Genomic DNA, 12,609 nt, shown 5'->3' with positions numbered 1-12,609 from the left:
GTTCTTCCCCTTTAGTTCGTCAATTCTTTGACGGTTTTCAATAATGTGGCCCCACCGAGCGGTGAGTACGCCTGTGGCGGGATCGGCCCGCATGGTACGTTTGCCCCGTCAGCCGCTTTCTTCACCTGATCGAAGCGGTGCCTGATCTGCGGTGCGACCATGCAGACATCCCATCCCTTGGATATCTCATCGGCCACTTCCCCCGTCCCGATTGCCAGGACGTCCATTTCTAGCCCTTCTTTCGCCCCTTCTTTCTTCAATGCATTGACGACAATGGAACTGGACATCCCACCTGCACATACAAATAATACTTTCATCAATCTTCCTCCTTTTTCATTCGTTGGACGATATTATGGGTCTCGACGATTTGTTCGAAGACGCCATGTCCTTTCTTCATACATAATGCAACAAACAGGGCGTCTATGATGACGAGTTGCGCAATGCGTGCCGTCATCGTACCGATCCTGATATTGTTCTCCTCTTCCGAGATCGTCAGGACGATATCGGCAAGCTTTCTCGCCTGAGACTTCCCGTGCTGGGTAAGGAGGATGATTTTCGCCCCTTTTTCCTGTGCCACGGTCATGAGCCTCAGGATTTCCTTCGTCTGACCGGATGTTGAAACGACGAACAGGACATCGTTTTTCGTCATATTCGCTGCCATCATCATCTGGACGTGGATATCCCCCGCCTGGAAGGCCAGATAATTGAGCCTGAGGATCTTCTGGGTGAAGTCCTCCGCCACGACAGCAGAACCTCCGACTCCGTATAGATAGACGCGATCGGCGTGGTGCAGTGCTTCCACCGCACGCTCGAGCTCCTCCACCGAGAACAGTTTCTCCGTGTTCTTGATGGCCTGGTACGTATTCATCGTCACTTTACTGAATACCGTTTCCAGGCTGTCCTCAAAGTGTAAAAGTGTGTTCACTTCGGGATTTTGCGGTTCCTCGATCCAGGAGGTTTTGGCGAGTTCGATCTTCAACCCACTGAAGGAGTTGATGCCGATCCGTTTACAGAACCGGATGATCGCCGCTTCGCTGCTCCCACATGATGAAGCAAGCTGTTTTGTCGTCATTTCCACTACTTTATCGGGATATTCCAGTACATATTCTGCTACTGCGCGCTCAGAAGGAGTGAATGCTTCCATCTGACTCTTGATGTGTTTTAATACGTGAAACTCTGTCATGGTCACCTCCAAAAAAATGAGTTGTATTGTAAAGGCTTTCAATTTACTATGATTATATGCGATAATGAAATTAAATTTCAATATATTTTTGAAATTTCTAAACTTTTATTTTACCAAGCTGAATAAAACAGTTCTATAAGAGTACTAGGAGGAATAGGAAGATGACCAAAAATGTAGAAGTAGAAATCTTTGAAATCATTTCAAATGGAGGGAACGCAAAAGCCATCGCCTATGAAGGACTTTCCATGGCGCATGAGGGGAAATTCGATGAAGCCGATCAGCTCTTGAAAGACGCACATGTGGAGCTGAACAAGGCCCATAACACCCAGACATCGCTGATTCAAGCGGAGCTGAACGGGGACAGCTTCGAAAAGTCCCTTCTCATGATCCATGCCCAGGATCACCTCATGACTTCCATCAGTGAGATAACGCTCATCGAGCAGATGATCCCTATGTTGAAACGCATCCACCAATTAGAAACCCGATAAGGAGGAAGAATAGATGAGTAAACGTCTCGGAGTATCAATTTATCCCAATCATTCAAAGGTGGAAGATGACAAAGCGTACCTTGAACTGGCTTCTTCCTATGGATTCAAACGAGTATTCACCTGTCTTCTATCAGTAGAGGGGGAAAAAGACGCGATCCTTGCAAACTTCAAGGATACCATCTCTTTTGCAAAAGAGCTCGGCATGGAAGTCATTGCAGACATCTCACCGCGCATCTTCAAGGAGCTGAACATCTCTTATGATGATCTCTCCTTCTTTGCAGATCTGGGAGCCCATGGCATCCGTCTCGATATGGGGTATACCGGGCAGGAGGAGTCCATGATGTCCTTCAATCCGTATGACCTGAAGATCGAACTCAATATGAGCAATGCCACAAAATACATCGACAACATCATGACTTATCAGCCCAACAAGGACGCACTCCTAGGCTGTCATAACTTTTATCCTCACCGCTACTCGGGGTTGTCTTATCCGTTCTTCGTCGAGTGCAGTCAGAAGTTTAAAGATCTCGGTATGAGGACCGCGGCATTCGTCTCTTCGGAAGATGCGACATTCGGACCCTGGCCGGTAGTCGAAGGGCTTCCCACCCTTGAAATGCACCGGGACCTTCCAATCGACGTCCAGGCAAAACACCTTTTTGCAACGGGGCTGATCGATGATGTGATCATCAGTAACGCATATGCTTCCGAACGGGAATTGAAGCTCCTCAGTTCTCTTAATCTTCAAAAAATCACGTTCTCTGTGGATGTGGTGGATACTACTACGGAACTTGAAGAAACCATCCTGTTCGAGGAGCCTCATTTCTACCGCGGGGACGTGTCGGATTATATGATCCGTTCCACCCAGAGCCGGGTGAAGTATCGCGGTCGAGAGTTCGCTCCCCATAACACCCGTGACATCAGACGTGGAGACATCATCATTGAGAATGACCTGTACGCCCAATATGCCGGTGAGCTTCAGATCGCCTTGAAAGACATGAAAAATTCCGGTAAGACGAATGTGGTCGCCCGGATTCGCGAAGAAGAGATCGTCCTCCTCGATTATCTGCAACCATGGGGCAAATTCGCCTTCGAAAAAAGAGGCTGACAGATGGGGAGAATCATAGGAATAGACGCAGGTGGGACGAAGACACAGGCTCTCGTGATGGATGAGCAACGGAATGTGCTCTTCGAATCGGTTGCCGGTCATGGCAATCCTTCCGTATCATTTCAACAAGCCATGGAACACCTTACATTGGTTCTCAATGACTGTCTGCATGACGGAGACGCAGATGCCATCGTCATCGGGATGGCCGGGCTTCAATCGGGGCCGCTTGAGGGACGGGTGAAGGACGTTCTCGCACCCCTGTCTCCCTCCCCCATGTGGATCATCAGTGATGCTGAGCTGGCATTCGACAGTGCGATCGGTGACGGCGACGGGATCCTCACCATTGCGGGAACGGGATCCATTTCCCACGGCCGCCACGGTACGATGACAGGCGTGACCGGAGGATGGGGCCATCTTCTCGGTGACGAGGGGAGTGCCTATTCCATTGCTATCCAGGCCTTTCAGATCATCACTTCTGAAATCGATCGAGATGTCCCCCTGTCTCCCCTCTCACATGCAGTGATGAAGGAGATTGGTGCTGTTGACGGGAAGGGGTTGAAAGGATTCATCTACACATCCGATAAGGGGGAAATCGCCTCCTTGTCCAAGATCGTGGATGCATGTGCTCAGGACGGGGATGCTTCTTCCCAGATGATCCTGCAAAAAGCCGGGGCTTCCCTAGGGATGCAGACCGTTCAGCTCGCCCGTAACCTTTCCCTTTCATCGTTGAAGGTGGCCATAAAGGGAAGCGTTTTGGAAGCAAGCAACGTAGTTCAAACATCTTTTAAACAGGTAGTCTCAGAGACCTACCCAGATGTGACTATCCTTTTGAGTCCAATGTCCCCGGCCTTGGGTGCCGTCACGACTTATTCAAGAATGAGGAGGAAACATTAAATGGTCAAACGTCTAGCCGTAGGGCTCATGTCAGGCACATCCGTCGATGCGGTGGATGCTGCCCTCGTATCCTTGGAAGGGACGGGAAGCAGTGCAGCCTGCACGCTGATCCATTACACCTCCACCCCCTTCCCACAGTCAGTCAAAAAGAAAATCTTCGAGGTCATCAGTGAGGAACACTCTTCCACTCCTGCCCTCTCCAGCCTTCACTTCGAGCTTGGCCGCATATACGGGGAGGCCGTCATTGGGCTTTGCACGGAAGCAGGTGTTCCGCTGGAGGATCTCGATGTCATCGGATCCCACGGGCAGACCGTATTTCACCAGCCTTTCCCCACGGCGGATTCTGTCCCTTCCACTCTCCAGATCGGTGAGCCCAGCGTGATCGCATACATGACGAATACTGCCGTTGTATCAAACTTCAGGTCCATGGACGTCGCTGCAGGTGGCGAGGGAGCCCCCCTCGTTCCCTACACGGAATACATCCTCTACCGGTCGCCTGGAGTGGGGCGACTCCTTCAAAACATCGGGGGGATCGGGAATGTCACCGTCCTATCCAAGGACGGTTCCCTTGAAGACGTGTACGGATTCGATACAGGACCGGGAAATATGATCATCGACGGGCTATGCGAGAGGCTTTACGGCAAGCCATTCGATGAAGACGGGGCCATTGCTTCTACGGGGAAGGTGCATGAAAAGATTGTGGAAGAATGGATGGAATGGGAAGCAGGGTTTTTCTCAAGGAAGCCCCCTAAATCAACTGGCAGGGAACAGTTTGGGGATATTTTCATCCACCGCATCATGGAGGAGTTCCCTCACCTTCCGAAAGAAGATCTCATCGCATCGGCGACTTACTTTACGGCCCGCTCTATCGTTGATGCCTATAAGACGTTCATCTTTCCTTTCTATGAGGTGGATGAAATCATCATTGGCGGAGGAGGAAGCTATAACTCAAGCCTCATCCTCATGATGAAGGAATTGCTTCCAACCTGCACTCTCCTCACACAGGAAGAAATAGGCTACTCATCCGATGCCAAAGAGGCCATCGCCTTCGCCCTTCTTGCGCACGAGACGTTGAACGGGCAGCCGGGGAATGTACCAGGTGCGACCGGTGCCGGGAATTATGTGATCCTTGGTTCCATCACCCCTGCCCCGTTTCCCGGAAAGAACTGAATCTACAAGAATATCAGAAAGGCGGGATCACCCATGATCACTTCGTCTATCAAGCAATCATTCATAAGCATTGTAGGAGAAGCTTACTACTATGACAGCCCCGCAGAGAGGCTCGTCTATTCATACGATGCCACCCCTAACTATCAGGCGATGCCTGATGCCATCCTCTCTCCCTCTTCAGCCAAGGAGATTGCAGGGATCGTGAAGGTGTGCGGAGAGCATGGCATACCGATCGTACCGAGGGGGTCAGGTACCAACCTGTGTGCCGGCACCTGCCCTACCGAGGGCGGAATCGTCCTCCTCTTCACACGGATGAACAGCATCCTGGAACTCGATGAGGAGAATCTCACCGTCACCGTCCAGCCCGGTGTGATCACGGGGGAACTCATAGCCTCCGTTGAAGCGAAGGGTCTCTTTTATCCACCGGATCCAAGCTCCATGAAGATCTCTACCATCGGCGGGAATATCAACGAAAATTCCGGTGGCCTCAGGGGCCTCAAATACGGGGTGACACGTGACTACGTCCTGGCCTTGGAAGCTGTACTTCCGAACGGAGACATCATCCGGACAGGCGGAAAGCTCGCCAAGGATGTGGCCGGTTACGATCTGACGAGGCTCCTTGTCGGTTCGGAAGGGACGCTCGGAATCATCACTGAAGCGACACTGAAGCTCGTGCCTCTCCCGGAAACGAAGAAGACGATGCTTGCCACATACGGAGACATGGAGGCTGCGGCCAGGAGTGTTTGCCATATCATCTCCGGCAAGATCATTCCGGCCACCCTGGAATTCCTCGATCAGCCGACCCTCGCTGTCGTCGAGGATTTCGCCAGGATCGGTCTCCCTACAGAAGCGAAGGCCGTGCTTCTCATCGAACAGGACGGACCCGCTGAACTCGTCACAAGGGATATGGAGAGAATGAAGGAGATCTGTTTGGAGCACGGCGCCGTATCCGTTGAGCTTGCTGCTACACCTGAAGAAGCGGAAGCTCTCAGGACGGCAAGACGATCCGCCCTCTCTGCCCTTGCCCGGTTGAAGCCGACGACCATTCTGGAGGACGCCACCGTGCCTCGTTCTGAGATTGCCACGATGGTCTCGGCCATCAATCGCATCGCTGAAAAATACAAACTCAACATTTGTACGTTCGGGCATGCAGGTGACGGGAACCTCCATCCAACCGTCGCAACCGATGCAAGGGATCACGAAGAGATGGAGCGGGTGGAAGCGGCCTTCGCCGACATTTTCTCTGAAGCGATTTCGTTGGGCGGTACGATCACGGGAGAACATGGTGTGGGGATGATGAAGGCGCCATATCTTGAATGGAAGCTTGGACCCGAGGGGGTGAATGCCATGAAGCTCATCAAACAGGCATTCGATCCAGGTAATATCATGAACCCGAATAAAGTATTTGCCAAAGAATCCAGGAAGCGCGTGGTGATTTCACGATGAGTGAACGAACGAAAATGCAGCAAGAGTTCAAGGAACGGATGGATGAGGATGAACTTCTTAACTGCATGAGATGCGGATTTTGCCTCCCATCCTGCCCGACCTACATCGAATCAGGATTCAAGGAATCACACTCTCCCCGCGGCAGGATCGCCCTGATGAAGGCCGTCGTCGACGGTGTCATCGAACCGGACGAAGATGTGGAACGTTCCCTCGATCTATGTCTGGGCTGCCGCGCCTGCGAGCCCGTCTGTCCTTCAGGGGTGAAGTACGGGCACCTCCTGGAAGAAGCAAGGGATATCATCAACAAGAACAAAAAGCACTCCATTCGAGAGAAGGTCGTAAGAAAGACGGTATTTTCCGGGCTGTTCCCCCACCCTGACAGGATGCGGACCGCCACTTCCCTGCTCGGCTTCTATCAGCGTTCAGGAATCCAGAAAGCCGTGAGGGCATCGGGACTCATGAACATCCTGCCTGATCACTTGGCCACGATGGAAAAGGTCCTGCCCAAGGTGCCAAGACGCGGTGATATGACCGATCGTCCGCGTCACCTGGAGCCTGCAGGAACCAAAAAGAAAAAAGTCGCCTTCTTCAGCGGTTGTCTCATGGATACGCTGTTTCTCAGCACCAACAACGCAACGACGACCCTCCTCCAACAGGCCGGGTGTGAAATTGTCATTCCACAAGCCCAAACATGCTGCGGGGCCCTTCATGGTCACAGCGGTGAGAAGGACGGAGCGAAAAAGCTTGCAAAAGAAAACATCGCCGCGTTTGAACGTTGCGGTGCCGATTACATCATCACCAATGCAGGGGGATGCGGTGCCTTCCTTGTGGACTATGATCATCTATTGAAAGAAGATCCGGAATGGAATGCTCGGGCAGAGCGTTTCACTGCTAAAATCAAGGACATTTCATCCATCCTTGTCGAACTTGGATTCCACGGAAAAGATTTGAAGGTAGCACCTCAGATCATCACGTATCAGGATTCCTGTCACCTCAGGAACGTACAGAAGACGTTCCTCGAGCCACGCATGCTCCTTCAGGCAGTCGGTGGTGCCGAGTACCACGAGATGAAGCAGGCAGACCACTGCTGCGGTTCTGCCGGCATTTATAATATCGTCGAGTCCGACATGTCGATGAAGATCCTGGATACGAAAATGAAGCACGCCAAGGACACAGGGGCCGTGACCATCGTCACCTCGAATCCCGGCTGCCTCCTTCAGATGAAACTCGGAATCGAACGTGAAGGGCTGTCTGACACCGTGCGGGCCGTCCATATCGTCGACTTTCTCCTTGAAGCCGTCCTCTATAAAGAAGAAGGATGATCCTCCATGCAGGATCATCCTTCTTCTTTTCTCCAACCTACTGCTTCTTTGACTTCGGGAACATGAAATAAACCAGAAAGAAGAAAACGAGACCATATCCCGAGAGAAGCAGAATGGCAGACTCCGCTCCTTTTGTCACCCAAAGACCAATGGTCACCAAGATCACAATCAAAAAGCTCGCCCACACCCATTTGTACATGTCCCATCCTCCTTATGAAAGCGTCCGCTTTCTACTCCTATGTACGCATGGCGCGATGAAAGGTTTCATAAAAAAGGAAAAATAAAGAAACACCCTTCACCCTTCACCGCCATAAAAAAGCTCATAAACCCTAAACTTCTCATATGGATTCTCCGCAAATCGACCGGTCAGGTCCACTTCTGCTTTCAAGCGAAATAGAGGATGATCTTCCATATAGTGAATATAATCATCAGGGCTGTAATACAGGATAATGTCCACGTCTCTTAGGTGCCCTTCTACGGAATGAAGAATGTTATTGATGACGCTCATGAAGATCTGGACAGAAAACGGGTTGAAAAAATAAAAGCGGTTATCCCGGGGGTGAATGGCATAGTCCTCTGCCAGGCACTCCTTGAAGTGGACGTTATTTTTCCGGATTCCGGCATGCCGGAGATAATGATCCAAGTTCACCATGGCGTCCCGGTAGAAGTCCCTGTTCATTTCAACACCGATTGTTGTACATTTGAACCGGTGGTGAAGATAAAAGTTCAAGCGTCCCTTCCCGCATCCAAAGTCCACAACCCGGTCTGATTTGGAGAATGGATACTGCTCGCAAAACTCATCCAGCGCCTCATACGGCGTCGGTTCATATCGATGATAGTGAAAAGACCGGTGGAAGCCCATTTGCCGTTTATCTGTCTCGATGTGAAGCAGGCGGTCGTAATCTGTTTTCATAAGAATCTCCCTAACAGGCTCTAAGCCCTTTGAATTACGTCCATTATACATGAATCACTTCAAAAGAATGGAATCCTGCACCTCCGCCATACTAAATACATGCACTTCCCTCCCGCATGTGGTAGGGTGAATGTGTTCTCATCAAATGGATAGGAGTGATCGCAGTGCAAAACAAAGAACAGCGCAAACAAGAAATACTCGCTGCCCATCTGGACAGGCATGCAACGAAGGAATTCGATCCTGAGAAAAAGGTTTCCGATGATGATTTCCGATTCATCATGGAAGTCGGGCGTCTTTCTCCCTCTTCATTCGGCTTCGAGCCGTGGCGCTTCCTCGTGATCCAGAGCGAAGAGCTCCGTCAAAAGATCAAGGATGCGGCATGGGGAGCCTACGGAAAACTCCCTGAAGCGAGCCACTTCGTGATCCTGCTCGCAAGGACGAAAAAAGATACACGCTACGATGCGGACTATCTTCAGCAGCACTTCAAAGAAGTGAAACATATGCCCGATGAGCATCTTCAAAAATACTTGAGCAGAATCGAAGAATTCCAGAAAGAAGACTTCAACCTTCTTGGTGGTGACCGCCCGCTTTACGACTGGGCAGGCAAACAAACCTATCTCGCACTAGGCAATATGATGACGGCTGCAGCCGAAATCGGAGTGGATTCCTGTCCGATTGAAGGCTTCCACATCGAAAAGATGAACAAGCTCCTTGAGGAAGAAGGACTTCTTGAAGATGGCAGCTTCAGCATCTCTGTCATGGTGGCATTCGGATATCGCGTGAAGGATCCGGCAGAAAAAACCCGCCGTCCGTTTGATGATATCGTGAAATTTGTATAGAGTGAATGAATAAAAGCCGGCATCCGCCGGCTTTCTTCATGCAATTCCAGGATTCAATTCGATATAAATGGTCGTTCCTTTGTTTGGTTCGCTTTTCACGGTGATATTCCCTTTCATGGCTTGGACGATAATATGGGCCGCCATGACCCCGAGGCCCGTCGACTCATCTTTGATGGTGAAAAAGGGTTCCCCGAATCGTCTGATTTGATCCTTCGTCATGCCCACTCCCGTGTCGCAGATCGAAATGAGTACTTTCTCCTTCTTTTCCACCTTTACCGTCAGTTTACCTCCGGCAGGCATGGAATCGATGGAATTCCGCATCATATTCATCATGCACTGACTGAAGCTGCGGCGTTGCCCTCGTATGAATACCCCTTCCTCCAGCTCAAGGTACACCCTTATTTTCCGCTCCGACGAAAAAGACTCCAATTCGTTTGCTACTTCCGTGATGGCCAAACGGACATCGATCAGTATAGCCTCATCCGGTACAGCATCCGTGAACGTCAGATAGTCTTCGATCACACCTGTTGCCTGTTCAATGCCCACCAGGGACAGCTCGATGAACTGCCGCTGCAGCTCCACATCCTTCTCTTCCCTGATCAGTTGAAGGAATCCTTTAGAAGAAGTCAGGGGATTCCGGACCTCATGGGAAATACTCGCTGCCAGCTGCCCCACCATGTTCAGCTTCTCGAGTTTCTGTTCCTTTCGCTTCAAGGTGATGAGATTACGGATCATCTCGGCACAAAGAATAGCAATGACAGACGCTGCAACAGGAACAATCAGCAGGAGCATGTATTCCTCGGCTTTTGTCTTCGGATCATACAGCTCGCCGAAAGATAGATTGAATAGTGACATATATGTACACAGGATGATCATGATTCCCAGTTTCCACTTCAATGAATAGTAAGAGAACCTCTTACTGATTGGGACAATGACCAGAAACGCCAAAAGATAATTGAAGATCACCAGATGGATCAGTTCAGGACCGATGAGAATGAATCGGAACACGACGATGACCGCGACCAGGATAATCGAAACGAGGGGACCGAAGTAAAGGCTTGCCAAGAAGAAGGGGATCCTCCTCAAATCTGCATAAACGCCTTCAGTGATCTCATAGCTGAACAGCATGCATAAGAGGATAACAGGAATCGCTACCATGAGGGCACAGACCTTCGAGGGGAATTTCTTCTTTAAGTCATAATACAGTGCAAAGAAGAGCAATCCGGTAATGATAAATAGAAAATCCAGCAATAGTAATGTCAAGGCTTCCGGATACATCGTATCCCCCCATCCTGATCTTCTGTCATGAATGAACCTTCGGCAAAATGCACACCGGTAATCGAATGGCTGCCGTGCTCCCTCCGATCAGGACTCCCCTGGCGTTGAATAATGGATGACAGGTCACATCATAGGACGCGTCACCATCGGAAAGGGTAAAGGTGATCTTCTTACTCATGGTCATGCGGCAGCTGATCACTTCCTGCTTCATTTGCATCAGCTGTTCAGACCCGCTGCCTTTATCCATCTCCACGTCGGTCCTTCCGACCGCAAGGACAGGATCAAAATCTGCGTGAGGATTAAAGAGCCACGTGTAGCGCAGATTCAGGTCGAAATGTGCCAATACCACTTTCGAATGCCTCAAAGCAAAAAAGAACGGACTCTTTTCCATACCGAATACAGAATAGTGGAATCCAAGCAGGTCGGCGAGGTCCTCTGCTAGCTTTTCACTGGGAGCTCTCAAGCCATTCTCGATCTTCGAATAATAAGATCTGTCAATATGTACGAGTTTGGCGACTTCATCCTGGCTTAAGCCCTTAACCTTCCGCATCCTGCCAAGCCAAGTTCTTTTTTTGTGCTCCATCTGCATCCCTCCGAGTTGTTCCTAGTTATATTATACTGAGAAGGGATTTAAAAGCTATGTGCCTATTTTGTCACTCTTGCTAAATTCCGTAAATTTGTTAAAAGGAACTAAAGAAAAGGTAATATCAGAAAATGAAAATAGGTCTTACGGACGTATTTTTTTGAATTTTCCTCCTTCTAAGGAGTTTTATACAAAAGGCAATATGATGGAAAAAGCCCGCCTAAATACCCAGGCGGGCTTTGCTCTTCATCGTTTAAACCAATCCGCCCCTTCATCTATATGAAGGAACGGAATATCTGTGTCCACTTCCCCTTCGATTCTCTCTTTCCCGATCTCTTTTCCATGTAGCCATTCGGTAAAATCGAATTCAACCGGTTCTCGATCTCCGCCGAGGGCGAACCATGCTTTTCCTTCTTTAGGGAAATAGGCGGATGTATGGATGGTCCCCGCCCAGCTTCCATAAAGCTCGGAGAAGACTCCTTTATCACGGTCATTCATTAGCCTGAAGGCTTCCCCGGCTTCCAGTCCCGGGTGCTCTTTCAGGATGGAAAGCCTCCTCATGGAATCTCCAAGATGATTTCGATTCTCCCCTACTTGGATGTCGAAGTGATTCGTGCACGCGTGATCTTCCCTTACCTCGATTCCACGTGGAGAGGCCTCCACGATCTTCGTCCTCCCCTCTGCATCATGGAGCACATAGCTGAAGGAATTGCGATGGGGGATTTCCTTCAACATGTCGACTGCTTCTGGCACATTCCTGCATGACTCAAGCAACAGACGTCCAATCATGCAGCAGATGAAACCCGGCCCCGGGTTCTTGCGGTGCATGAAATTATAGCCGATGGCCAGCCCGTGTTCATTCATGCCATCCATACGGCCCGTCGTACGCTGGCTCGGACCAATCATGGCATATCCCCCATCAGCAGGCTGGAAGAGCATATACCGGCCTTCGTAGGTTTTTGGGTGATAGTCATAGTTCCGTATGAGATAGCCGTTTCCAGTCATGATGGAGCAGCCTGATTTTCCATAGGGGACCCGATACCCGCCGAATTCCCTCAGCACCGATTCCATCGGCCACCCAAGGGCTTCCTGAAGGCCTAGAATTTCTTCCCACACATAGGGGGCGAACCGCTTGATGGCCGTCTCCGCTTCTTCCTGATCAATGTCAAATCTCGGTCTTCTCACTTTCCATTGATTCTCTCTGTTCCGTACCGTCAAGGAACCCTTCAACTTATCTCCCTGCATCTTCCCGAATTCGAAGTGAGTACCCCTGAACTGGATGATATCACTATGGATTTTCTTCATACTATAAACCCTCTTTTTCTCTATTTTCCCTCATCATAAAGGATGGAACCAGAGAATGAAAGCAAACCTCCTTCAATTCAAAA

General features: G+C 50.1%; 14 protein-coding genes. 7 read left to right on the top strand and 7 right to left on the bottom strand.

The features are described 5' to 3' along the window. Positions 1-11: 11 nt before the first annotated feature. Both D5E69_RS07085 and D5E69_RS07080 read right to left on the bottom strand, forming a co-directional pair. Positions 12-317 (bottom strand): PTS sugar transporter subunit IIB, encoded by a 306-nt coding sequence (locus D5E69_RS07085; RefSeq protein ID WP_048005030.1) that lies wholly within the window; start codon positions 315-317, stop codon positions 12-14. Beyond that, a complete protein-coding gene (locus D5E69_RS07080; protein WP_159129486.1) occupies positions 317-1,183 on the bottom strand; it encodes a MurR/RpiR family transcriptional regulator in 867 nt (288 codons plus the stop codon). The genes D5E69_RS07085 and D5E69_RS07080 overlap by 1 nt, the downstream gene beginning before the upstream one ends. 161 nt (positions 1,184-1,344) lie before the next feature. Between D5E69_RS07080 and D5E69_RS07075 the strand changes: the two genes are divergently transcribed. Genes D5E69_RS07075 through D5E69_RS07050 form a run of 6 tightly spaced genes read left to right on the top strand, consistent with a single transcriptional unit; the run spans position 1,345 to position 7,608 of the window. Beyond that, entirely contained in the window at positions 1,345-1,671 is a 327-nt protein-coding gene (locus D5E69_RS07075) for a PTS lactose/cellobiose transporter subunit IIA (RefSeq protein ID WP_048005032.1), read from the top strand. Between the two features lie 13 nt (positions 1,672-1,684). After that, positions 1,685-2,776, top strand: coding sequence for a DUF871 domain-containing protein (locus D5E69_RS07070; RefSeq protein ID WP_048005033.1), 1,092 nt, complete (start codon positions 1,685-1,687; stop codon positions 2,774-2,776). Positions 2,777-2,779: 3 nt separating this feature from the next. Continuing rightward, positions 2,780-3,670 carry a BadF/BadG/BcrA/BcrD ATPase family protein gene (locus D5E69_RS07065; RefSeq protein ID WP_159129485.1) on the top strand — a complete coding sequence of 297 codons (891 nt, stop codon included), beginning with the start codon at positions 2,780-2,782 and terminating at the stop codon, positions 3,668-3,670. Continuing rightward, positions 3,671-4,840 (top strand): anhydro-N-acetylmuramic acid kinase AnmK, encoded by a 1,170-nt coding sequence (gene anmK, locus D5E69_RS07060; RefSeq protein ID WP_159129484.1) that lies wholly within the window; start codon positions 3,671-3,673, stop codon positions 4,838-4,840. A gap of 33 nt (positions 4,841-4,873) precedes the next feature. Then, positions 4,874-6,286 (top strand): FAD-linked oxidase C-terminal domain-containing protein, encoded by a 1,413-nt coding sequence (locus D5E69_RS07055; RefSeq protein ID WP_159129483.1) that lies wholly within the window; start codon positions 4,874-4,876, stop codon positions 6,284-6,286. After that, positions 6,283-7,608, top strand: coding sequence for a (Fe-S)-binding protein (locus D5E69_RS07050; RefSeq protein WP_159129482.1), 1,326 nt, complete (start codon positions 6,283-6,285; stop codon positions 7,606-7,608). The genes D5E69_RS07055 and D5E69_RS07050 overlap by 4 nt, the downstream gene beginning before the upstream one ends. Before the next feature lie 37 nt (positions 7,609-7,645). On the opposite strand, the gene D5E69_RS07045 is transcribed toward D5E69_RS07050, so the two are convergent. Further along, positions 7,646-7,807 (bottom strand): hypothetical protein, encoded by a 162-nt coding sequence (locus tag D5E69_RS07045; protein ID WP_156183439.1) that lies wholly within the window; start codon positions 7,805-7,807, stop codon positions 7,646-7,648. A gap of 96 nt (positions 7,808-7,903) precedes the next feature. Then, positions 7,904-8,521 (bottom strand): class I SAM-dependent methyltransferase, encoded by a 618-nt coding sequence (locus D5E69_RS07040; protein ID WP_249931576.1) that lies wholly within the window; start codon positions 8,519-8,521, stop codon positions 7,904-7,906. Between the two features lie 164 nt (positions 8,522-8,685). Between D5E69_RS07040 and D5E69_RS07035 the strand changes: the two genes are divergently transcribed. Further along, positions 8,686-9,360 (top strand): NAD(P)H-dependent oxidoreductase, encoded by a 675-nt coding sequence (locus D5E69_RS07035; RefSeq protein ID WP_159129480.1) that lies wholly within the window; start codon positions 8,686-8,688, stop codon positions 9,358-9,360. A 36-nt stretch (positions 9,361-9,396) separates the two neighbouring features. On the opposite strand, the gene D5E69_RS07030 is transcribed toward D5E69_RS07035, so the two are convergent. The 3 genes from D5E69_RS07030 to D5E69_RS07020 all read right to left on the bottom strand — a co-directional run bounded on the left by D5E69_RS07030 (position 9,397) and on the right by D5E69_RS07020 (position 12,526). After that, on the bottom strand, positions 9,397-10,623 hold the full coding sequence (locus tag D5E69_RS07030; protein WP_159129479.1) for an ATP-binding protein: 1,227 nt from the start codon (positions 10,621-10,623) through the stop codon (positions 9,397-9,399). Between the two features lie 40 nt (positions 10,624-10,663). Next, entirely contained in the window at positions 10,664-11,221 is a 558-nt protein-coding gene (locus D5E69_RS07025; protein WP_053072217.1) for a helix-turn-helix transcriptional regulator, read from the bottom strand. A 246-nt stretch (positions 11,222-11,467) separates the two neighbouring features. Next, complete coding sequence (locus D5E69_RS07020) at positions 11,468-12,526, bottom strand: C45 family autoproteolytic acyltransferase/hydrolase (RefSeq protein ID WP_063191328.1); 1,059 nt, start codon at positions 12,524-12,526, stop codon at positions 11,468-11,470. Positions 12,527-12,609 lie beyond the last annotated feature (83 nt).

Origin of the sequence: Rossellomorea marisflavi, from assembly GCF_009806575.1 — a bacterium.
Classification (GTDB): domain Bacteria; phylum Bacillota; class Bacilli; order Bacillales; family Bacillaceae_B; genus Rossellomorea; species Rossellomorea marisflavi_A.
This window is presented reverse-complemented; position numbering and strand designations above follow the sequence as displayed.